Annotated in this window: 1 protein-coding gene; it reads right to left on the bottom strand. The window is 30.4% G+C overall.

Going from position 1 to position 441, the window contains the following annotated elements; all coding sequences use genetic code 11:
- Positions 1-441 (bottom strand): hypothetical protein (locus AC30CM_RS27095; RefSeq protein WP_490119991.1); only part of this gene is annotated, 441 nt, incomplete at both ends.

Here is a 441-nt window from a genome sequence, read left to right as displayed (position 1 = left end):
CGTATGTAACAATTTAGCGAATATTTCTGGCGTACATATAATATGCGCATGAGACTTATTCAACGTATAAGTGATATCAGTGTGATTTTGGAACATATTCATAATATCGATGACTTTGTCTTTAATGAAAGCATCTTGCAAGCCATCAATATTGATATCGAAACGCTTTGCAGATTGATATAAATTATCAGAATCAAGTAATTCATTTATTTTCTTTGGTGAAAGTACTTGGAAAATACCATACTGATGAAAACTTAAAAATGAAATGAAGTATGGAAGTTGTTGCTTTGGTAAGCTAATTTCTAATACATACTGATTAAACTGTTTGTTTATTGAGAATTGCAACGCATCACAAAATTGTACACTTTTGCATAACTTACTTAATTTTTTTCTAGTAGTACGGTCATTTAAACCGGCGATGTTGATGATGTATGTTTCGAA

This window comes from Mycobacterium sp. DHQP2018-32-09, from assembly GCF_058148405.1.
The sequence above is the reverse complement of the archived record's forward strand: the minus strand, read 5'-3'. Positions and strand labels throughout refer to the sequence as shown.